Raw genomic sequence first — 20,926 nt, 5'->3', positions numbered from 1 at the left:
AACGAGGCTGCGCGGTGAGGTCAAAGGGGCTGCCCCCGGACCCCACCCCGCGATGGATCAGTACAGCCCGCCGCCGCCCAGATCGCCAAGGTCCGCAGGCGGTGTGGGAACGGCGACCGGGGCCCCGCCCCCGTTGTTTATGGTCACGCTGGGCGCGGGCTCGATCCGGTCCGGCAGATCGGACAGGTCGTAGGCCGTGGTTCCGATCGTCGCGGCGGCTGCACCGATGGAGGGGGCCTGCCCCTCAACGAACAGCTCGTAAACCGCATTTTCCGAATTCGCATCGGTGATCCGCTGACCCGTCGTTCGGTCGATCAGCACAAATTCCGTGCCCTCTGGCGGTTGGAATTTGCCCGGGCTGGCCGGACGCAGACGCAGGTATTCCTCCATGAACTGACCGAAGACCGGGGCGCACAGACCACCCCCGGTGCCGCCGCGCCCCAGGCTGCGTGGATTGTCGAAGCCGATATAGCAGCCCGCGACGATGTTCGGGGTAAAGCCCACGAACCAGGCGTCCTTGCTGTCATTGGTCGTTCCGGTTTTGCCCGCCAGAGGCACCGGCAGATAGCTCAGAGAGCGGGCCGTGCCGCGATCCACCACGCCTTCGAGCATCGAGATCAGGCGGAAGGCCGTGATCCGGCTCATCGTGCGTTCGGCGGTGGAATAAAGGTACGGCTCCGGCTGATCGTTATACTCAGTCTGGTCGCATCCGATGCAGCCGCGCTGATCGTGGCGATAGATCGTATTGCCGCGACGATCCTGAATCCGGTCCACCAGGGTCGGCTCCACCCGCTGCCCGCCATTGGCGAACATCGAATAGGCGGAGATCAGGCGGAACAGCGTGGTTTCCTGCGCCCCCAGGCTGATCGGCAGATATTCCTGCATGTCGTCATAGATGCCGAAACTCTCGGCATAATCGGCCACCACGTCCATTCCGATCGTGTCCGCGATGCGCACCGTCATCAGGTTCAGCGATCGTTCCAGCCCGACCCGCATCAGGGTCGGACCGTTGAACGTGCCCTCCCCGGAATAGTTCTTTGGCGTCCAGGGCGCCTGCCCCGGAATGTTGAGGACGAACGGAGCATCCAGAATGATCGAGTTCGGCGTGTATCCCTGATCGAGTGCGGCGGCATAGACGAACGGCTTGAATGCCGAACCCGGCTGCCGCGTCGCCTGTGTCGCGCGGTTGAAGCTGGAAGCGTCGTAGGAGAAGCCGCCCTGCAGCGCCAGCGTGCGCCCCGTGCGGTGATCCATCACCATGAAACCGCCCTGAACCTCCGGCACCTGGCGCAGGTTCCAGTTCGTGAAGGTGCCCGCCTCATCCCGGCCCGGTGTCACCAGGATGATGTCGCCCACCTCGAACAGATCCGAGGGCGCGCTGGGCGCAGCCCCCACGCGGGTGCCCGCAAGGCGCGGACGCGCCCATTGGAAATCGCTGACATAAAGCGTCTGCGCCGACACGTCATCAGGCAGATCGGAGGGGGGATCCTCCACACCGATAAGCGCGCCCTGCGCGTCCATGTCCAGCACGACGGCCATGTGGAAATCGGGCACGTCGCGCACACCGCGGGTGCGCCGCAAAGCCTCGCGCCATGCGGCCTCATCCGTCAGATCGACCTCATCGGGGTCGAGCGCACCCAGCGGGCCGCGATAGCCGCCCCGCTCCATGTCATAGGCGATCAATGCGGTGCGCAATGCTTCGGCCGCGGCGGCCTGCAACTCAGGCTCGATGGTGGCGCGAATGGTCAGGCCGCCGGTCAGAACCCGTTCGGAGCCAAGCTGCTGCGACACGCGACGGCGGATTTCCTCGGTGAAGTAGTCGCGACCGGGCAGATGCTGGGTCAGCGGAATGTAATCGCCATTCTGGACCGACAGCAGCGGCGCGTTCTGGGCTTGGGTCACCTGCTCCGGCGTCAGATAGCCGTTCTCCCCCATTTCGCGCAGCGTATTGTTGCGCCAGAAGGTCGCGATTTCCGCATCGTTCACCGGATGGCGGTCGGACGGAGCCTTGGGCAAGGCGGCCAGATATGCGGCCTCCTGCGGGGTTAGCTCCTCCAACGTCTTGCCGAAATAGTTGTTGGCCGCAGCCACGATGCCGTAGCTGTTCTGACCCAGATAGATCTCGTTCAGATAGAGTTCGAGGATCTGATCCTTGGTCAGCACCCGCTCCAGCCGGGTTGCCAGGATAACCTCGCGAATCTTGCGCTCTATCTCACGCTCACCATCCAGCAGGAAGTTCTTCACCACCTGCTGCGTAATGGTCGAGGCCCCGCGCAAACGGCCGCCTTGCGCCGCGTCCAGCACGGCGGAAATGATGCCCCGCACGTCGAAACCCGGGTGGGAGTAGAAGGTCCGGTCCTCGGCGGAGATGAACGCCTGAATCACCAGCGGCGGAACCTCGTCGATGGGCACGAAAACGCGGCGTTCGCGCAGGAATTCGTCGATCAGCGCGCCTTCCTGACTGTAGACGCGCGTCAGGGTTGTCGGTTCGTACTGGGCCAGCTCCTCAGGGTCGGGCAAACCGGCGGAATAGGACCAGACCACGGCACCCACGATCAGAACGCCGAAGACGAGGCCGATGACCAACGCGCTGAAAATCCAGCCGAAAAAACGCAAAATATAGATCATACCCTGATCCTCGATCCCTTACCTGCAGCGCGGTTCGGATGCCCGCACGGCCCTACTCGTCGTCTCATAGCACTCGATTCCGGGAAAGTCAGGGCCGATCGTTCAGTCCCCGTTCGCGCCTGCGACACGTGCCGGGGCGGGCCGGACCTGCGCCGACAATACCCCGTCCCGCTCCACCCAATCATCGAGTGCGGCCAGGATACCCTGCGCGGCATGGCCCCGCCAGCGGGGTGAGATCATGTTTGCGCGATCCGTCGCATCCGACAGAAAACCCAGCTCGATCAGCATGGAGGGTATGTCCGGCGCCTTGAGCACGCGAAACCCGGCGGAGCGGTGCGGGTTGGAGCGGATAACCCCGACAGCGTGGCGCATCGCCTCAACCGTGGCGCGGGCCAGCATGGCGGACCTCGCGTTCGTCTCACGCTGGGCCATGTCGGTCAGAAGCAGGGCCAGATCGTCATCCTCCACCCCCAGATCGACCCCGCCCAGCGTGTCGGCGCGGTTCTCCAACTCCGCCAGGGCGGCGGCCTCGGCGGAACTGGCGTCCTCGGACAGGGTATATATAGCCGAGCCGGAGGCATTGCCCCGTGTGACCGTATTGGCGTGAAGCGAGATGAACACCGCCGCGCCGGATTCACGCGCAAAGCGAACGCGGTCGCGCAGCGTCACGAACACATCGGTATCGCGGGTCATGCGCACGTCGAACCTGCCGCTCTCCAGCAACACGGCGCGCAATTCCTGCCCAAAGGCCAGCGCGATATCCTTTTCAGCGATGTCCAGACGCACTGCGCCGGGATCAATGCCGCCATGCCCCGGATCCAGCACCACCAGCGGCAGCGCGGTCGCGCCCCGCCTCGGTGCGTCGTGAGGGGACCGGGAAAGCCGCGATCCAGCGGCGAAGGTCAGGATCAGCCGCGCCGCGCCGCCCGAATTGGTCATAGAGGCAGTTTGCAACGTCAGCATGCGCTGCGCCTCCAGCGAGATGACAGCGCCCTCCTGTGCACCTGACAGATTATAGCGGTTGATAACGGTGTCGGGATGAAATGCCGGCTGGCTGTGAGGGTCCGCGCCGTTCAGGGTGACGGCAACCCGCCCGTCCTGCGGTGCGGACACGCGAAAGGGAATCGCCTGATCCAATGCTATCGTTACGGTTGTGGTGCGGTTCAGCCAGCCCTCCGTCTGACTGTCGATGGAGAGAACGCTCACATCGCCGAGCGCGGCCTGCCCCCACAGACAGATCGCCACGACCGCGGCAAAGCGACGTGAAACCCGCATTAACATCTGCATCATATTGCCCCGAAGCCCCGCGTGGATCGCGGGTATATTGCCCTGCAAGCTATCACCGTGTGTGGTACGCGCGCAAAAACAAATTGTACTTCCCGCCAATCTGTTCCTATATCGTGCTATGCGATTGCGGGACATCCGCCCTCGCCGAGATAGAATTCGTCGCAGAACGACACCCGCCCGCATGGACCGCTTTGTAAACGAAGCGAAGGGTTCAGGGCCCGTGGAACGCTCGCGACTGGCGCTTGCGCCGCCCCGAAGTATGCCGGACACCCGGCCACAACAGGGCCACTTCGCCAAGGCGAGGGGGCTCAGGACGTAAAAACCGCGATGAAACGCGTACAGGCAACAGCTACGATCAGATTGCACGGTGAGATTCCGCGTCTGCCCGCATGTCTGGACCGCATCGCCCTTCATACAGAAAGTGCGCCTGCGCGCCTCCCGACTGACACTCGGCGTGGCCCCAGGCGTGTTGCAGATGCTCAATGCCCAAGAAAATGCTTATCGATGCCACCCACTCAGAGGAGACACGGGTTGTCGTCGTCGATGGAAACAAGGTCGAAGAATTCGATTTTGAAAGCCTGAACAAGCGCCAGATTTCAGGCAATATCTACCTGGCCAAGATTACACGGGTCGAACCCTCGCTTCAGGCAGCGTTCGTGGATTACGGCGGGAACCGTCACGGTTTCCTGGCGTTTTCGGAAATTCATCCTGACTATTACCAGATCCCCGTTGCGGACCGTGAGGCGTTGATTGCCGAGCAGGAAGCCGAGGAAGAGGCGCGTCGCGTCGAGGAAGAGGAAGAGGCCCAGCCAAAGCCGCGCCGTGGTCGCTCGCGCAGCCGTTCACGCTCCGTCGCATCAAGGGACGGCGCCCCCACGGATGAGACGACGACCGCACCCGTCGATCTGCCCGAAACCACCGCCGAGGTCAGCGAAACCGCCGCCCCGGTCAGTGCGGATCCCGCAGACAACCCGGTTGAGGGCAGCGGCGCGGACGCCGCCATCGCCGAGGCTGCGACCGACCCCGCCGCCGACGTGACCGCCCCGCTGGATGCCGTCATCTCTGACGAGACTCCGGCCGCCGCCACCGATCAGGGCCTGCCTGAGGAAGCCGTGCGCGGCGATCTGGAGCAACCCATGCTGGAGGGCGAAGGCCCCGATGTCAGCTCCGGCCTGGGTGAGTCTGCCGATCTGGTGGACACGCCCGAGGGGCAGACACCGGTCAAGGGTGAGAACCCCGACACCAGCGCCGATCCCTCGGACGCGGATGCCACAGCCGATCCCGAAACAACGCTTGAGGCGGACGCCGAGGATGAGGCCGAGGAGGTGCGCGCCGAACAGCGCCGTCGCCGCCCCAAGATGCGACGCTACAAGATCCAGGAGGTCGTCAAGGTTCGGCAGATCATGCTGATCCAGGTCGTGAAGGAGGAGCGGGGCAACAAGGGCGCCGCGCTGACCACCTACCTGTCGCTGGCGGGCCGCTATTGCGTCCTGATGCCCAACACCGCACGCGGCGGCGGCATCAGCCGCAAGATCACCAACGCCGTGGACCGCAAGAAGCTCAAGGATATCGCGGGTGAGATCGAGGTGCCCAAGGGCGCCGGTCTGATCATCCGCACCGCCGGGGCCAAGCGCACCCGGACGGAGATCAAGCGCGACTACGAATATCTGATCCGCCAGTGGCAGCAAATCCGCGACCTGACGATGAAGTCGATCGCACCGACCCCGATCTATGAGGAAGGATCGCTGATCAAGCGGTCGATCCGCGACCTGTATTCCCGCGACATCGATGAGATTTTCGTCGAGGGGGCCGAGGGCTACCGCGAGGCCAAGGAATACATGCGGATGCTGATGCCCAGCCATGCCCGCAACGTGAAGCTGTATCAGGACCCCGTCAGCCTGTTCGGCCGCTATCAGGTCGAAAGCTATCTGGGACAGATGTTCAATCCGACCGTGCAGTTGAAATCCGGCGGCTATCTGGTGATCGGCGTGACCGAGGCGTTGATCGCGGTGGACGTGAACTCCGGCCGCTCGACCAAGGAAAACTCGATCGAGGATACCGCGCTCAAGACCAATCTGGAGGCCGCCGACGAGGTGGCGCGTCAGTTGCGGTTGCGCGACCTTGCCGGTCTGATCGTCATCGACTTCATCGACATGGATGAGCGGCGCAACAACTCCGCCGTCGAAAAGCGGATGAAGGATGCGCTGAAACCGGATCGCGCCCGCATTCAGGTCGGGCGGATCTCGTCCTTCGGCCTGATGGAGATGTCGCGCCAGCGGCTGCGCCCCGGTATGCTGGAGGCGTCAACGCAGGCTTGCCCGCATTGCCACGGAACCGGCCTTGTCCGCTCGACCGACAGTCTGGGCCTGTCCATCATCCGCGAGCTTGAGGAAGAGGGCGTGCGCCAGCGCTGCAAGGAAATCGTGCTGACCGCGCCGGTCGATGTCGCGAACTATCTGCTGAACTCCAAGCGTGAGCATATCGCCCTGATCGAGACCCGCTATGGCATCGCCATTCAGGTCAATGGTGACGCGCATCTGATCAGCCCGGAATACAAGATGGAGCGGTTCAAGACGGCCAGCCGCGTCGTCACCGCCGATCCGACTGCGGGTGTGATCCAGATGGACAGCCTGGACCTGGCGGAAGATTATATCGATGAGGCCGAGGAGATCGAAGAGGAAACTCCCAAGCCCGAGGTCAGTGAGGACGATCAGCCCAAAAAGAAAAAGCGGCGGCGGCGGCGGCGGCGGGGCGGTCGTGGTCGCGACAATGAGAACGATACGGAAAATGGTACTGATGAGGAGGATTCCTCGAACGACGCCTCCGACGCGCAGGACAAATCCGCATCCGGCAAGGATGATGGCGAGGAAGCGAAGCCTTCCCGTTCGCGGTCGCGGTCCCGCACACGCAGCCGCAAATCGGCCGAACCCAAGGAAGACAAGGATGCTTCCGCCACGACCGAGGAGCCGAAGGAGGAGGTAGAGGCCGCTGAAAAGCCCGCCAAACCCGCCCCGAAACCCCGTGCGTCGCGTGCCCGAAAAAAGCCTGCGGAACCCGAAGCGGTCGAAACCACCCCGGTGGCCGAGGTTGCAACCACCGAAGAGGTCGCGCCCGCGATCAGCGAACAGCCGCCCGTGGATGCAGTCGTCGCGCAGGACACTCCCGCAGCGGCAACCGACGCCATTCCCGACGCTCAACCCACGGACGACACAGGCCCGGCGCCGGAGGTAATGCCGGATATGGAAACCCCGGAAGAGGTCGCGACATCCCCGGAGGAGCCTAAGCCCGCCGAACTGCCTGATGCAGCGGCGGAGGACGGCCCGAAGGAAGGCGATTCCAAGGAAGACGAGGATCAGCCGAAACGACGCGGCTGGTGGGCACGCACCATCGGCAGCTGATCGAGCAGCCCCCCGATCGCCCGGGCAACAGGCGATCGGGGGATTCGCAGACGAGCGCCTTTACCAAAATGCGGACACAAAAAATGCGGGTAGGTTTCCCTACCCGCATTCCCTAGTTCAATCTTTGGGCTGTATCAGTCCCAGAAGCCCTCATCCACATCGGGCAGTTCTTCGAGCTGCTCTTCGCTCAGACGCGTCACATAGGCGTAGGACTGGTCATCCACGGCCACCAGGCTGACGTCGGAAATCGAGATCATGACATGCTTGTCACCGATGTCGAGGAAGCCACCGACTTCAGCGACGATGCCGATCATCTGACCGTCACGGGACAGCACGATATCTTCGATTTCACCGATGTCGTTCCACTCGGTGTCAACGGCGTCGTAGACATATGCCGAGTCCCACTCGGTATATTCCGTGGAAACCGAATAGACCTCACCACCGGTGATGTCGCGCGACCGGATCAGATCGCCCTGAAGCTCGGTCAGGTCCATGCTGCCCATCGCGGTGTGTGCTTCGGCGTGTGCGGCGGTCGCGCCCAGACCAAATGCGAGGGCGGCGGCGGAAACGGATGTGATAATGCGGTTCATAAAAAACTCCTTATTCAGCTTATCGCTGCATTATCAACGACGGGGACAAACCAACGTTCCATTATCGGGCATTTTTCTTTCCATGCCCCCCGGTGCCATGCCCGATGGATCGGTCACTCCTTCTGCGCGCTATCCGACAGCGACGCCATAAAGCGGGCGATGCGAACAGCGCCCTCGGCGATTGCGGCGCTGGGTCCAGCGTAGGAGAATCGGACGGTTTCGTGCCCCCGCACAGGGTCGAAATCCAATCCCGGCGTCGCGGCTACGCCCTCCTCCGCCAGCAGACGCGCGGTGAAGCTCCGGCTGTCCAGTCCGGTATGGGCGATATTTGCGTAGATGTAGAACGCGCCGTCAGGCGGCGCGATGTCACGCAGGCCGGCCTTGGGCAAGGCATCGAGCAGAACCGCGCGGTTGCGGGCATAAACCTTGGCGTTCTCGTCCAGCTCCTGCCCGGCATCCATCGCGTGCAGGGCGGCGATCTGGCTGGCATGGGGCGGACAGATGAACAGGTTCTGGGCAAGACGTTCCAGCACGCGCACATGACTGTCAGGCACGACCATCCAGCCGATGCGCCACCCCGTCATGGAGAAATACTTGGAAAAGGAGTTGATGACAAAAACGTCGTCGGTCAGTTCCAGCGCGGTGACGGCGCGGCCTTCGTATTCGATACCGTGATAGATCTCGTCCGAGATCAGCGCCACGTCCGCCGCTTCGCAAGCCTGCACCAGCGCACCCAACGCGGCGCGATCCAGCATGGAGCCGGTGGGGTTCGCGGGACTGGCCACCAGCAGCCCGTCCAGATCGGGGGTGATGTCCGCCACCGTCGGCTGAAACCGGTTGGCCACGGTCCCCTCGATGCGCACGGCCTGTAAATCAAGCGCGCCCAGAATGTTGCGATAGCTGGGATAGCCGGGATCGGCGATGCCAACCCGCTGCCCCGCGTCGAACAGCGACAGAAAGCTGAGGATGAACCCCGCCGAAGATCCCGAGGTCACGACGATCCGCGAGGGTGCAACGTCCACGCCGTAAACCTCACCATAATGACGGGCGATCCGTTCGCGCAGTGCGGGCAGGCCGAGGGCAACCGTATAGCCCAGGGGCCCGGCCTCCATCGCGCGGTTCAGACCGTCGCGCGCCAGTTTGGGCGCCGGAGTGCCGGGCTGGCCGACCTCCATGTGGATCACGTCCTGGCCGGTCGCCTCCGCTTCGCGGGCGGCCTCCATCACGTCCATCACAATGAAACTATCGACGGCGCTTCTTCTTGATGTCCGCATCGGTGGCCCCTACCCTTTTTCATGAATGGCCCGCCGGTTGTCGCGGGCGCGGGCGGGGGCGTCAAGCCTTCGGCCGCAAGGGGGGAGTATGTTTTCAAGACGTATATTGTTGACCGTCGCGGCACTGGTGATCGCGACAGTACCGGCGAACGCCCAGGGTCTGATCCGCGATGCGCAGATCGAGCGGACGCTGGACAGCATGGTCGCACCGCTGGTCAGCGCGGCGGGCCTGCCGCCCGGCAGCGTGGAGATCTATATCGTCGATAACCGCGAAATGAACGCGTTCGTCATACCGGGCGGGCGCATGTTCATCCATTCGGGGCTGATCCAGCGGTTGGAGCGTCCCGATATGCTGCAAGCGGTCATGGCGCACGAAATCGGGCACGTGGTGTCAGGGCATATCGCGCAACGCTCGGTCGAGGCGGAGCTGAACTCGCGTGCCTCGCTGGCCGGTATTCTGCTTGGGGTCCTGGCCGGAGCCGCCGGAACACCCGAGGCCGGCATCTTCATCGCGCGGGGCGCGGCGGGGGCGGCTGCCTCCGGCATGTTGGCCTATTCGCGCAATCAGGAATCGAGCGCGGATCAAAGCTCGGTCCGCTTGCTGGAAAGGGCGGGAATCGATCCGACGGCGGCTCTGGACACGCAGAACCTGTTTCGCGGGCAGGAATTGCTGTCCTCGGCGCGAATCGATCCCTATGCGCGATCCCACCCGCTCAGCTCCGACCGCTTGGATTTGATGCGACGCAGCGCAGAAAACTCCTCGATGCGCGGGGCGCGCGTGTCGCCGGCGTTGCAGGATGAATATGACAGGATGCGGGCCAAGTTCGACGGGTTCACATTGTCGCCCCGCACCGCGCTGGACCGGGTCGAGGGCCGCACGGACATGGCGGCGCGCATCCAGCGGGCGGTCGCCCTGCACCGCCTGCCCGCCCCCGCCGCCGCAATTGATGAGATAGACGCGGCCATCGCGATTGAACCGCGAAACCCTTGGCTGCATGAGTTGAAAGGGCAGTTCCTGATCGAGAACGGCGATGCACAGGCCGCGATTGGCCCGTATCGACAGGCCGTCGCCCTGGCACCCGATGCGGCCCTGCTGCGCGCGGGTCTGGGTCAGGCGCTGCTCTCGCTCAACACCGATGCCGCGAACCGCGAGGCGTTGCAATTACTGTCGCAGGCCCGCGAAACCGTGGTCGGGACGCCCGTTTCACTGCGCGCCCTGGCGGAGGCATATGCCCGCACCGGCGATAAACCTCGCGCGGCGCTCTACACTGCGGAACGCTACGCGCTGGGCGGGGCGGTCACGGATGCGCTGCGCTTCGCCAGAATTGCCCGCGATGGGTTGCCCAACGGCTCCCCCGGCTGGATAAGGGCCACGGAATTGATGAGCACACTCGAACGAATTCAGGAGCGCAGAGGCGAATGACCGGAACCAACTGGATGACGGGCGCAATCGGCGTCGTGGCTATCGCCGCCCTTGGGCTGGGCCTCTACGGCTTGCGCGATACCGATACGCCTGCCCCCGCCGCCCCGGTGGAGGGAGCGTCCGATCCTGTAAGCGACCTCGACCGCGAGATCCTTCAGGCGGAGATGCGTCGCTATTTGCTGGAAAACCCCGAAATCATCATGGAGCTGGTCAGCGTGCTGGAATCGCGCCAGACCGCCGATGCACAGGCGGTGGAGCAGCAGATGCTGCGTGAGAACGCGGATCAACTGCTCGACGATGGCTATTCGTTCGTCGGTGGCAATCCCGAAGGCGATGTCACGCTGGTCGAATTCCTCGACTATCAGTGCAGCTTTTGCAAACGCGCCCACCCCGAGGTCGCCAGCCTGCTCGCCCAGGACGGCAATATCCGCCTGATCGTCAAGGAGTTTCCGATTCTGGGACCGGTCAGCGAAACGGCGTCGCGCGCGGCGATGGCGGTGCTTCTGGAACAGGGACCCGACCTTTACGAAACCTTCAACGACGCGATGATGATGTTTCCCGGGCGTCTGGACGATGCGATGATCGACCGGCTGGCCGAACGCTCCGGCGTGGATGTCGCGGCGATGCGTGCGCGGATGGACGATTCCGACATCACGCGCCAGATCGCGCAGAACAAGCAGCTGGCCGAACAGTTGCAGATCACCGGCACACCCACCTTCGTTCTGGGCGATACGATGATCCGTGGCTACCTGCCGGCGGAGCAGATGGCCGATGCGGTACGCTTGACCCGCAGCGCGATGCGTTGAACGCTCTTTCACGCTACGTCACTTAGACGTATAGATCATTTAGGAATGAGCACGATCCACAAATGCACCCCACCTGCGGGTCGGGCAAAAAGATGCGAGGATGCATGGGCACGAAACATGACGCGGACACCGCCTTCATCAAGGCACTGGCAGATCTTCTGAAGGACAGCGATCTGACCGAAATCGAAGTTTCCCGCCGGTTCGGTGAGGATGACAAGCTGGAGGTCCGCGTTTCGCGTCAGACCATCCAGCAGGTCATGACCAGCCAGCCCGCCGCGCCGGTTGCGCACAGCCCCGCACCGCAGGCGGCCAGCGCCCCGGCGGCCCAGGCGGCAGCGGCGGAGCCTGCTTCGAACGATCCGGTCGATCATCCGGGGGCCGTGACCTCCCCCATGGTGGGCACGGTGTATCTGCAGGCGGAACCAGGCGCGCCCGCGTTCATCTCCGTCGGGGATACCGTGTCCGAGGGGCAGACCCTGCTGATCATCGAGGCGATGAAGACCATGAACCAGATCCCTTCTCCGCGTGCGGGCAAGGTGACACGGATCGTCGTGGGCGATTCGGAGCCTGTGGAATTCGGCGCTCCCCTCGTCGTGATCGAGTGAGGCCAGCATGTTCAAGAAGGTCCTGATCGCCAACCGGGGTGAGATCGCCCTGCGTATTCACCGTGCGTGCAAGGAGATGGGCATTCAGACCGTCGCCGTGCACTCCACCGCTGACAGCGACGCGATGCATGTGCGCATGGCCGATGAAAGCGTCTGCATCGGTCCGCCGCCGGGCGGGCAAAGCTATCTGTCGATCCCCAACATCATCAGCGCGTGTGAGATTACGGGCGCGGATGCGGTGCATCCCGGTTATGGCTTCCTCAGCGAAAACGCCAATTTCTCGCAAATTGTGCACGACCACGGCATCACCTTTATCGGCCCCTCGGCCGAGCATATCAACGTCATGGGTGACAAGATCGCGGCCAAGGACACGATGAAGCGGCTTGGCGTGCCCTGCGTTCCCGGCTCCGACGGGGGTGTGGACACTGTTGAGGACGCGCGGCGCATCGCGGCGGACATGGGCTATCCCGTCATCATCAAGGCGGCCTCAGGCGGCGGCGGGCGCGGCATGAAGGTCGCGACCTCAGCCGATAATATCGACGTCGCCTTCCAATCCGCCCGGTCCGAGGCGAAGGCCGCCTTCGGTGACGATGTCGTCTACATGGAGAAATACCTGCAACTGCCCCGCCATATCGAGATTCAGGTCTTCGGTGATGGCAAGGGCAATGCAGTGCATCTGGGGGAGCGGGACTGCTCGCTGCAACGCCGCCACCAGAAGGTGTTCGAGGAGGCCCCCTCGCCCGTCATCACGGCGGAACAGCGCGCGCGCATCGGCAAGACCTGCGCGGACGCGGTCGCGGCAATCGACTATATCGGCGCGGGAACCATCGAGTTTCTGTATGAGAACGGAGAGTTCTACTTCATCGAAATGAACACCCGCCTGCAAGTCGAGCATCCCGTGACGGAGGCTGTCTATAACGTCGATCTGGTGCAGGAACAGATCCGCGTCGCGGCGGGGCTGCCGATGAGCTTCACGCAGGATGAGCTCAAGCCACTGGGCCATGCCATCGAATGCCGGATCAACGCGGAGAAACTGCCTGCCTTCCGCCCCTCGCCCGGTACGATCAAGACCTTTCATGCACCTGGCGGGCTGGGCGTTCGGATGGACAGTGCGATCTATGCCGGCTACCGGATTCCGCCCTATTACGACAGCCTGATCGGCAAGCTGATCGTTCACGGGCGCAATCGGGATGAGGCGCTCGCGCGGCTTCACCGTGCGTTGAGCGAGTTCGTGGTCGAGGGGATCGACACCACCCTGCCCCTGTTCGACCATCTGTTGGCGGCCCGGGATGTGCAGACCGGCGATTACGACATCCACTGGCTCGAAAAATGGCTTGAGGCGGAATTCGATACCTGATGCATCAGGATGATATGGAAATCACGCCCGCGCTGTTGCTGAACGCGTATGCTGCGGGCGTTTTTCCCATGGCGGAACATCGGGATGGGCAGACCCGCTGGGTCGATCCGCATCGGCGGGGGATCATCCCGCTCGACGGGTTGCACGTTTCACGGTCGCTGCGAAAACGGATCCGTCAGGGCGGGTTCGAGGTGCGCGTCGATACCGCCTTCGACACCGTGGTCGATGCCTGTGCCAGCCGGTCCGAGACGTGGATCAACGATGAGATTCGCGGGCTCTACACCGAATTGCACGACATGCGTCAGGCCCACTCCGTCGAATTCTGGCATGAGGGGCGTCTGACCGGGGGGCTGTACGGCGTGCGCCTGGGGGCAGCATTCTTTGGCGAAAGCATGTTCAGCACACAGACCGATGCGTCGAAGATCGCGCTGGTCTGGCTGGTGGCGCGCCTGCGCGCAGGCGAATTTCACCTGCTCGACACGCAATTCGTCACCGATCATCTGTTGAGCATGGGGGGCGTCGAAATCGGTCGGAGCGCCTATCGTCGGCGTCTGGCCTATGCGACGCACCGCATCGCGGACTGGAATGCCCTGCCCGAGGACCTGCCCCCGCAGCATGTGCTGGACATCGCCACCGGCTCAACCGTCGTCAGGTAACGTTTCCTCATCAAGAGGTTCGGGCACCGGATCTTCGACAGGTTCGGAACCGGCGGTGTCGTCCGGCATCGCATCGATGCAATCGGTGACCCAGATATCGTAGCGCGGGTGATCCATAGCGTTGAGCGCCGGGCTGGACGCGATCATCCAGCCGGCAAAGCGGGGGTCTTCCTCACGCGCGTCCTGAATTTCGACAAATGCGTAGGCGTCCTGCGTCTCACCCTCCGCCGGGATGCGGCATGCGTCCAGCAGAATGGACAGACGCTCATAAGTGACCGTCTCCCCCGCCATGACGGGTATGTCCACGGCACGACCCGTCATCTTGTCCAGACCGCGCAACATCGCGCCGGCCTGCAATCGGGAGGTGACCGGGCCACGCTCCGGCACGCCACCGACGCCGCCGAAATCGCGCTGGAGATCTTCGAGAATTCCCTGCTCCACCTGTGCGGACGCGGCGGTCGCACTCAGCAAGATTGCAATCAGGATTTTACGCATGAAAACCGTATCCTTACATAATCGGCCGTCCAGTTACCCCGTCCGTCGCACAGGGCCGGGGCCAGCAGGTCCGTCACACGATCCAGGAAAGCCGCCCGATCCCCCTTAACCTTCCCCAGAACCGGCACGGCCAGGGTTTCGATCCAGGCGCGCATTCCTGCCGCAACCGGGGTCGGGCGCGGAATCAGCTCGCATGTCTGCACGTCCAAGCCAGCCTGCCGCAACAGGTCGCTATATTCCGCGACGGAGGGGAAATACCAGATATCCTTCAGGTCAGCCGCGACCCCGTCTTCGGCCAATGTCGCGATCAGGGCGGTGCGGATCGCGGCGACGTTGCCCATGCCGCCGAACTCCCCCACGAAACGCCCGCCGGGTTTCAGGGCGCGGGCGACCCCCGCGATCACGTCGGCGGGTTGGACCATCCAGTGCAGGGCGGCATTGCTGAAAACGGCGTCGAACGCAGCGTCGAAGTCCAGCGCATGTGCATCGACGACTTGCGCATCCAATCCCAGCGCACGCGCGGCGGCGACCATATCCGGGGAACCATCGACGCCGAGCACATCCGCCCCGGCATCGCGCAGCTTGACCGTCAGCGCACCGTCACCGCATCCCAGGTCGAGAATCCGCTCGCCCGGCATCGGTGCCAGCAATTGCACGACAGGCATTCCAAGGTCGGAGACGAACCGCGCGTTCGAATCATAGTCGCGGGCCGACCAATCACTCACTTGCACCGGTTCCGAAGCTGATGAGCAGGTCGAGCAGGCTGACCGAGCCTTGCGTATTGAGGATTTCATCCCCCGGTTCCAGCATGAATTCCGAACCGCCGGGGGTGAGCGAGACGTAGTTGCCGCCCAGCAGGCCGTCGGCGGAAATCTTCGCGTCCGAATCCTCGGGCACCTGAACGTCGCTGCGCAATGCCAGTGTGGTGACCGCCTGATAGGTCTGCGGGTCCAGAGACATGCTCGACACCGTGCCGATCTTTACGCCGGACATGCGCACATCGGTTCCCGTACCGATACCCGAGGCAGACCGGAACGCCGCGTCGAGTGTATAGGTGTCACCCCCGCCGCGCATATCCGTCGTCTGCGCCGCATAGGCGAGGAAGCCGCCCGCAGTGACCAGCACGACTGCGCCGATGATCGTTTCCGCTAGATTACTGGCCATTTTATTCCGGGCTCCATGCCTCGTAATCGCCGCGTGCGAGCGGGCGGGTTTCCGGCGTCAGGATCGAGCCGGGGGGGTGGTAGGCAAGGGCGGTGCCGGTCAGGTTCGGCAGATGCGGCTTTTCCCAGACCTTGCGGATCAGCGGCGCCTCAGACGGGGTTTCATCCCATGTGTGATGCAGCCACCCGTGCCATTCGGGCGATACGCGCGTCGCCTCCACGTCACCCTTGTAGATCACCCAGCGCCGCTTTCCGCCGTCCTTTTGGTAATAGACGTTGCCGTCGGCATCCTCTCCGACCTTCTCACCGAACCGAGCGGTGAAGATCTGGGTGCCGATGGTGGACCCATGATACCAAGTCAAAAGGCGCAGGATGAAGTTCATGGTGTCGCTCCGCTGGATCGTTGGCAGCATATGTACGTAAACGATGCGGCAACGTCCAGTGGTCAGGCCGATACCGACATGTCTAGCGGGAATGGCCCCGGATGCAGGGGCCATTCCGATAGAGTTGCCGCATTATCCTGCGGTTGCAGGCTCGGCCTTGTCCTTGTCGGAATAGACATAGATCGGCTTGCCGTCGCCGTCGATCGCGTCCGGCTTCACGACGACTTCCTCCACCCCTTCCAGGGCGGGCAGGTCGAACATGGTGTCCAGCAGGACGCCTTCGAGGATCGAGCGCAGGCCACGCGCGCCGGTCTTGCGTTCGATTGCCTTCTTGGCGATGGATTTCAACGCCTCGTCGGTGAAGGTGAGCTTGGCGCTCTCCATCTCGAACAGGCGCTGGTACTGCTTGACCAGAGCGTTCTTCGGCTCGGACAGGATCGTGACCAGCGCCTCCTCATCCAGATCGCGCAAGGTGGCGATGACCGGCAGACGGCCGACGAATTCCGGGATCAGGCCGAATTTCAACAGATCCTCGGGCTCCAGCTCCATGAACAGGTCGCCGATGCCCTTCTCGTCCTTGTCACGCACATCCGCGCCGAAGCCCATGGCGGACCCGCGCCCGCGCTGCGCGATGATCTTGTCCAGCCCGGCGAAGGCGCCGCCGCAGATGAACAGGATGTTGGTCGTGTCCACTTGCAGGAATTCCTGTTGCGGATGCTTGCGACCGCCCTGCGGCGGGACGGAGGCGACTGTGCCCTCCATGATCTTGAGCAAGGCCTGCTGCACGCCCTCCCCCGACACGTCGCGGGTGATGGAGGGGTTGTCGGACTTGCGGCTGATCTTGTCCACCTCGTCGATATAGACGATGCCGCGCTGCGCACGCTCGACGTTGTATTCGGCCGATTGCAGCAGCTTGAGGATGATGTTCTCGACATCCTCACCGACATAACCCGCCTCGGTCAGCGTCGTGGCATCCGCCATCGTGAACGGCACGTCGAGGATGCGCGCCAGCGTCTGCGCCAGCAACGTCTTGCCGCAGCCGGTCGGGCCGATCAGCATGATATTGGACTTCGCCAGTTCCACGTCAGTGTTCTTGGACGCATGGTCCAGCCGTTTGTAGTGGTTGTGCACCGCGACGGACAGAACCCGCTTCGCCTGCTCCTGCCCGATGACGTAATCGTCGAGCACCTGACAGATTTCCTGCGGGGTCGGAACACCGTCCGAGGATTTCACGAGGCCGGATTTCGTTTCCTCGCGAATTATATCCGTGCACAGGCCGACGCATTCATCACAGATGAAAACGGTCGGACCCGCGATCAGTTTGCGGACCTCATGCTGGCTCTTTCCGCAGAAGGAGCAATAGAGGGTGTTCTTCGATTCGCCGCCTGATTTGCTCATCGTATTCTCCTCTCACCGGGCTTGGCCTAAGCCGGTGGTCCGTACATTGGAACCTTACCGTTCCGAAATGACAAGGTGTCGGGGCGATTTCGCCCCGGTCCTGTCACATTTTCGTGCCGTCACTTGCGCGAAGGATCACTCCTCCTCCTGCCCGCGCGGCTTTAGAACCTTGTCGATCAGGCCCCATTCCCTGGCATCCTCGGGCATCATGAAGTTGTCACGCTCCAGCGCCAATTCCACCGTCTCGTAATCCTGCCCGGTATGTTCGACATAGATTTCGTTGAGCCGTTTCTTGAGCTTCTCGGTGTTGCGGGCATGGATCATGATATCCGTTGCCTGCCCTTGATACCCGCCAGAAGGTTGATGAACCATTATCTGGCTGTTGGGCAGCGAGAAGCGCATGTCCTTCGCGCCCGCGGTCAGCAGCAGCGACCCCATCGAGGCCGCCTGACCCACGCACAGGGTTGAGACCTTGGGCTTGATATATTGCATCGTGTCATAGATCGAGAGGCCCGACGTCACCACGCCACCGGGCGAATTGATGTACATCTGGATCTCGGTCTTGGGGTTTTCCGCCTCAAGCCACAGCAACTGTGCCACGACGAGAGACGCCATACCGTCATGGACCGGTCCGTTCACGAAAACGATCCGCTCCTTGAGCAGTCGGGAGAAAATGTCGAACGCGCGTTCACCGCGGGCCGACTGTTCCACGACCATAGGCACGAGGTTCATGTAGGTATCGATCGGGTCTTTCATGGCCTGTGCCTCATCCTTCGGCTGCGCGGATTGCAACCTTGTCCTTGGGAAAGTCCCGATAGGTGTAATGACGCGCCGGGGGGTCTGCAAGGGCACCTCGGACATGTTGGTCAAAGGCACGTAGGGTAGCGCCCCTGCGGCGGGCAGATATTTGGCCCGGCGATGGCTTGCGGATGCTCTGAGAGAAATCCTTCGTTGACCTTGCCGCCGGGCGGGCGAAACTCGTGACACGTGCAGATCAGCCAAGGAAAGCCCATGCGCCTCGCCCTGATGCAAGCCCCGCCCACCGTCACACCCGCGCGTGCGGTCAAACGCCTGTCCGACGCTGCGGCGGAGGCAAAGGCAAGCGGCGCGGACCTGCTGATGACGCCCGAGATGTATCTGAGCGGCTATACGGTCGGCCGCGCGGCCCTGGATGAACGGCAGAGCACGCTGGACGCCGGTCTGTGGGAACAGGCTGCCGGGATCGCGCGAAAGCACGCCATCGCGATACTGGTCGGCGGGCCGGAGGCCGGAGGTTTCAACACCGTCGCCCTGTTCGACGCCAGCGGCACGTTGATCACATCCTATCGCAAGACGCATCTTTACGGCGATGTGGACCGCGCGCAATTCGTCGCAGGGGATGCCTTGTCCGAGGTCTTCGACTTTTGCGGATTGCGATGCGCGCTGGCGATCTGTTTCGACATCGAGTTTCCCGAACTGGCTCGCAGCCTGGCCCGGCGCGGAGCGGAGGTGTTGCTGGTTCCGACCGCAAACATGCATCCCTATACCGGCGTCGCCACGCGGCTGGTGCCCGCGCGGGCCCACGAAAACGGTCTGGCCATCGGCTACGCCAATTTCACCGGCCCCGACGGCATGTTCGACTATTGCGGGCTGAGCTGTATCGTGGGACCGGATGGTGAGGATCTGGCCCGCGCGGGGGATGCAACGGGCTTGGTCCTTGGCAATATAGACCGGGACGATGTGACGCGGGTCCGCGGCGATCTCGATTATCTCTCCCAGACCCGGACGGAGCTCTACGAATGAGCCCAGATACCGTAACCGCATTCGGTCCCGATTTCCCGTTTTCCTACGACAAGTGGCTGGGCCACCCTGCCGGGCTGGGGGCCGTACCGGCGAAAATGCACGGGGCGAAGGTCGCGGTGATCGGCGCGGGCATGGCGGGCGTTACCGCGGCTTACGAATTGATGCGCATGGGTCTGCATCCCGTCATCTATGAACCGGGCCAGATCGGCGGGCGTCTGCGCTCACAGCCCTTCGTCGGGCAGACGGATATCGTGGCGGAACTGGGCGGAATGCGGTTCCCGAAATCGTCGCGGGCCTTTTACCACTACGTCAACAAACTGGGGTTAAAGACGCGGCCCTTTCCAAACCCGCTGACCCCAGCCGCAGGTTCGACGGTGATCGAGATCGAGGGGCGCAGGCACTATGCCGAAACGCTGGACGATCTACCCGACCTCTACCGCGAAGTGGCCGAGGCCTACGATTCCGCGTTGGAGGAAGGGGCAAGGTTCTCGGACCTGAAGGCGGCAATCGCGGCCCGCGAGCCGGCGCGGATCAAGACGATCTGGGACCCGTTGGTCGCCGCGTGGGATGAGCGGACCTTCTACGATTTCGTCGTGTCCTCGGATGCGTTTCAAAAGCTGTCCTTCCACCATCGGGAGGTCTTCGGACAGGTCGGATTCGGCACTGGGGGCTGGGACAGCGACTTTCCGAACTCGATGCTGGAGATTCTGCGCGTAAACCTGACGGAACTGGACGAGAATCAGCACATGATCGCGGGTGGCGCGGCGCAGGTGCCGCAGGGACTGTTCGCCCATTCCCCTGTCCGGCCCGTGCACTGGCCCCACGGCACGTCCCTGAAATCGTTGCACAATGGCGCCCCGCGCCCGGGTGCGGCGAAGATCTTCCGCGACGATGCCGGCAGGCTGTCCGTCACAGATGTCTGGGGCAGCACGCAGACATTCGAGGCGATGATCGTCACCTGTCAAAGCTGGCTGATGACCACCGCCATCGACACGCAGGAGGAGCTGTTCTCACCCAAATTGTGGATGGCGCTGGACCGGACCCGCTACATGCAAAGCTCCAAGACCTTCGTGATGACGGACCGGGCGTTCTGGCGGGATCGGGACGCGGACGGGCGCGAAGTCATGTCCATGACCCTAACCGACCGGCTGACGCGCGGCACCTATTTGCTGGATCAGGGTGAGGGGCGGCCCGGCGTGATGTGCCTCAGCTATGCCTGGATGACCGACGCGCTGAAGATGTTACCCCTGCCGACCGAAAAGCGCGTCGCACTGGCCCTGGGCGCGTTGGAGAAGATCTATCCCGACGTGGACATTCGCGGCCACATCATCGGCGATCCCATCACCGTCAGTTGGGAGGCGGACCCCAATTTCCTCGGCGCCTTCAAGGGTGCCCTGCCCGGTCATTACCGATACAACCACCGGATGTATTCCCACTTCATGCAAGACCGCCATGCCCGCGCCGAAAAGGGTGTCTTCCTGGCGGGGGACGATGTCAGCTGGACACCCGGCTGGGTCGAGGGGGCAGTATCCACCGCCCTCAACGCCGTGTGGGGTGTGATGCATCATCTGGGGGGCCAGACGGAACGCAACAATCCCGGTCCCGGCGACTGTTGGAAGGATCTGGGGCCGGTCGAATTGGGAAACTGAGTTAAAAAATATATTTGTAAAAAAAGATACAG

At 63.1% G+C, this 20,926-nt stretch carries 18 protein-coding genes; 8 read left to right on the top strand and 10 right to left on the bottom strand.

The features are described from left to right. Positions 1 to 57: 57 nt before the first annotated feature. Positions 58 to 2,628 (bottom strand): penicillin-binding protein 1A, encoded by a 2,571-nt coding sequence (locus tag H1S03_RS03795; protein ID WP_185803230.1) that lies wholly within the window; start codon positions 2,626 to 2,628, stop codon positions 58 to 60. 102 nt (positions 2,629 to 2,730) lie between these two features. Then, entirely contained in the window at positions 2,731 to 3,915 is a 1,185-nt protein-coding gene (locus H1S03_RS03790) for an N-acetylmuramoyl-L-alanine amidase family protein (RefSeq protein ID WP_221892585.1), read from the bottom strand. 482 nt (positions 3,916 to 4,397) lie between these two features. Between H1S03_RS03790 and H1S03_RS03785 the strand changes: the two genes are divergently transcribed. Continuing rightward, positions 4,398 to 7,313, top strand: a complete 2,916-nt coding sequence (locus tag H1S03_RS03785) for an Rne/Rng family ribonuclease (RefSeq protein ID WP_185803228.1) — start codon at positions 4,398 to 4,400, stop codon at positions 7,311 to 7,313. A 134-nt stretch (positions 7,314 to 7,447) separates the two neighbouring features. On the opposite strand, the gene H1S03_RS03780 is transcribed toward H1S03_RS03785, so the two are convergent. Together H1S03_RS03780 and H1S03_RS03775 are read right to left on the bottom strand one after the other, a co-directional pair. Continuing rightward, positions 7,448 to 7,903, bottom strand: a complete 456-nt coding sequence (locus tag H1S03_RS03780) for a PRC-barrel domain-containing protein (protein WP_221892584.1) — start codon at positions 7,901 to 7,903, stop codon at positions 7,448 to 7,450. A gap of 113 nt (positions 7,904 to 8,016) precedes the next feature. Beyond that, positions 8,017 to 9,177, bottom strand: coding sequence for a pyridoxal phosphate-dependent aminotransferase (locus tag H1S03_RS03775; protein WP_185803227.1), 1,161 nt, complete (start codon positions 9,175 to 9,177; stop codon positions 8,017 to 8,019). Between the two features lie 88 nt (positions 9,178 to 9,265). Between H1S03_RS03775 and H1S03_RS03770 the strand changes: the two genes are divergently transcribed. The 5 genes from H1S03_RS03770 (at position 9,266) to aat (ending at position 14,024) form a co-directional block, all read left to right on the top strand. After that, positions 9,266 to 10,600: a M48 family metalloprotease gene (locus H1S03_RS03770; protein ID WP_185803226.1), complete on the top strand. Its 1,335-nt coding sequence runs from the start codon at positions 9,266 to 9,268 to the stop codon at positions 10,598 to 10,600. Next, on the top strand, positions 10,597 to 11,406 hold the full coding sequence (locus tag H1S03_RS03765; protein ID WP_240910339.1) for a DsbA family protein: 810 nt from the start codon (positions 10,597 to 10,599) through the stop codon (positions 11,404 to 11,406). The genes H1S03_RS03770 and H1S03_RS03765 overlap by 4 nt, the downstream gene beginning before the upstream one ends. 104 nt (positions 11,407 to 11,510) lie before the next feature. Next, on the top strand, positions 11,511 to 12,011 hold the full coding sequence (accB, locus tag H1S03_RS03760) for an acetyl-CoA carboxylase biotin carboxyl carrier protein (RefSeq protein WP_185803225.1): 501 nt from the start codon (positions 11,511 to 11,513) through the stop codon (positions 12,009 to 12,011). Positions 12,012 to 12,018: 7 nt separating this feature from the next. Further along, positions 12,019 to 13,368, top strand: a complete 1,350-nt coding sequence (gene accC, locus H1S03_RS03755; protein ID WP_185803224.1) for an acetyl-CoA carboxylase biotin carboxylase subunit — start codon at positions 12,019 to 12,021, stop codon at positions 13,366 to 13,368. Continuing rightward, positions 13,368 to 14,024, top strand: a complete 657-nt coding sequence (gene aat / locus H1S03_RS03750) for a leucyl/phenylalanyl-tRNA--protein transferase (RefSeq protein WP_430700871.1) — start codon at positions 13,368 to 13,370, stop codon at positions 14,022 to 14,024. Before accC ends, aat begins: the two co-directional genes overlap by 1 nt. On the opposite strand, the gene H1S03_RS03745 is transcribed toward aat, so the two are convergent. From H1S03_RS03745 to H1S03_RS03720, 6 genes are all read right to left on the bottom strand, one after another. Then, positions 14,007 to 14,519 carry a DUF2155 domain-containing protein gene (locus tag H1S03_RS03745; protein ID WP_185803223.1) on the bottom strand — a complete coding sequence of 171 codons (513 nt, stop codon included), beginning with the start codon at positions 14,517 to 14,519 and terminating at the stop codon, positions 14,007 to 14,009. The two genes, aat and H1S03_RS03745, sit on opposite strands and share 18 nt — an antisense overlap. Then, the gene (locus H1S03_RS03740) at positions 14,504 to 15,244 is read right to left on the bottom strand and encodes a class I SAM-dependent methyltransferase (RefSeq protein ID WP_221892583.1); all 741 of its coding nucleotides are present in this window, start codon (positions 15,242 to 15,244) and stop codon (positions 14,504 to 14,506) included. The genes H1S03_RS03745 and H1S03_RS03740 overlap by 16 nt, the downstream gene beginning before the upstream one ends. Next, a complete protein-coding gene (gene mlaD / locus H1S03_RS03735) occupies positions 15,237 to 15,683 on the bottom strand; it encodes an outer membrane lipid asymmetry maintenance protein MlaD (RefSeq protein ID WP_185803221.1) in 447 nt (148 codons plus the stop codon). The genes H1S03_RS03740 and mlaD overlap by 8 nt, the downstream gene beginning before the upstream one ends. Position 15,684: 1 nt before the next feature. Then, the gene (locus tag H1S03_RS03730) at positions 15,685 to 16,065 is read right to left on the bottom strand and encodes an NADH:ubiquinone oxidoreductase subunit NDUFA12 (RefSeq protein ID WP_185803346.1); all 381 of its coding nucleotides are present in this window, start codon (positions 16,063 to 16,065) and stop codon (positions 15,685 to 15,687) included. A gap of 132 nt (positions 16,066 to 16,197) precedes the next feature. Then, positions 16,198 to 17,463, bottom strand: a complete 1,266-nt coding sequence (clpX, locus tag H1S03_RS03725; RefSeq protein WP_166192173.1) for an ATP-dependent Clp protease ATP-binding subunit ClpX — start codon at positions 17,461 to 17,463, stop codon at positions 16,198 to 16,200. A 135-nt stretch (positions 17,464 to 17,598) separates the two neighbouring features. Further along, positions 17,599 to 18,219 (bottom strand): ATP-dependent Clp protease proteolytic subunit, encoded by a 621-nt coding sequence (locus H1S03_RS03720; RefSeq protein ID WP_185803220.1) that lies wholly within the window; start codon positions 18,217 to 18,219, stop codon positions 17,599 to 17,601. A gap of 255 nt (positions 18,220 to 18,474) precedes the next feature. On the opposite strand from H1S03_RS03720, the gene H1S03_RS03715 reads away from it, so the two are divergent. Both H1S03_RS03715 and H1S03_RS03710 read left to right on the top strand, forming a co-directional pair. Further along, the gene (locus H1S03_RS03715) at positions 18,475 to 19,245 is read left to right on the top strand and encodes a carbon-nitrogen hydrolase family protein (RefSeq protein WP_185803219.1); all 771 of its coding nucleotides are present in this window, start codon (positions 18,475 to 18,477) and stop codon (positions 19,243 to 19,245) included. Beyond that, complete coding sequence (locus H1S03_RS03710) at positions 19,242 to 20,894, top strand: flavin monoamine oxidase family protein (protein ID WP_185803218.1); 1,653 nt, start codon at positions 19,242 to 19,244, stop codon at positions 20,892 to 20,894. Before H1S03_RS03715 ends, H1S03_RS03710 begins: the two co-directional genes overlap by 4 nt. Positions 20,895 to 20,926 lie beyond the last annotated feature (32 nt).

The organism is Pontivivens nitratireducens, from assembly GCF_014235845.1.
Lineage (GTDB): Bacteria > Pseudomonadota > Alphaproteobacteria > Rhodobacterales > Rhodobacteraceae > Pontivivens > Pontivivens nitratireducens.
This window is presented reverse-complemented; position numbering and strand designations above follow the sequence as displayed.